The organism is Bradyrhizobium campsiandrae (genome assembly GCF_014529705.1).
Classification (GTDB): domain Bacteria; phylum Pseudomonadota; class Alphaproteobacteria; order Rhizobiales; family Xanthobacteraceae; genus Bradyrhizobium; species Bradyrhizobium campsiandrae.
Map to the genome: position 1 here is coordinate 1 of NZ_JAANIH010000195.1, position 481 is coordinate 481.

Genomic DNA, 481 nt, shown 5'->3' on the forward strand with positions numbered 1-481 from the left:
TGCGCTGCTACTTTGTTGATTTCATTCATTGTTGCCGGTTGGTAAGTACCCCATACTTTATTTTTAGCATCTTTTAATTTTTTTGCTTCCGCTGCTTCGTCATTCCAAGTCCAGTCAGCCGTTGTGTATTCAACCCCCGCTTTATCAAAAAGATCTTTATTATAAATATTTACAACGTTGGAGAAACTTTCGACCATTCCGTATTGTTTACCGTCATATTTGAAAGCATCATACGCTTGTTTGTTCAGTGTAGATGGATCAAAATATTTATATTTTTCGATATAGCTTGTTAAATCTGCAAGTACACCTTTTTCAGCATATTGCATGAGTGTTTCATAGTTAAGTTAAAATGCATCAGGAGAATCTCCACCTGCGATTTGCGTTTGAAGCTTCGTGAAGTAATCATTAAATGCGATTGTTTGAACGATTACTTTAATATATGGGTTTTGATTTTAAAATTCTTTTAGCCTTTAATCAAGTG

General features: G+C 34.3%; 1 protein-coding gene. It reads right to left on the reverse strand.

The genetic code is table 11. The annotated features are described in order from the left end of the window. The coding region (locus G8O24_RS47100; protein ID WP_244646409.1) for an extracellular solute-binding protein at positions 1 to 326 on the reverse strand (326 nt) is incomplete at its 3' end. Positions 327 to 481: the final 155 nt, after the last annotated feature.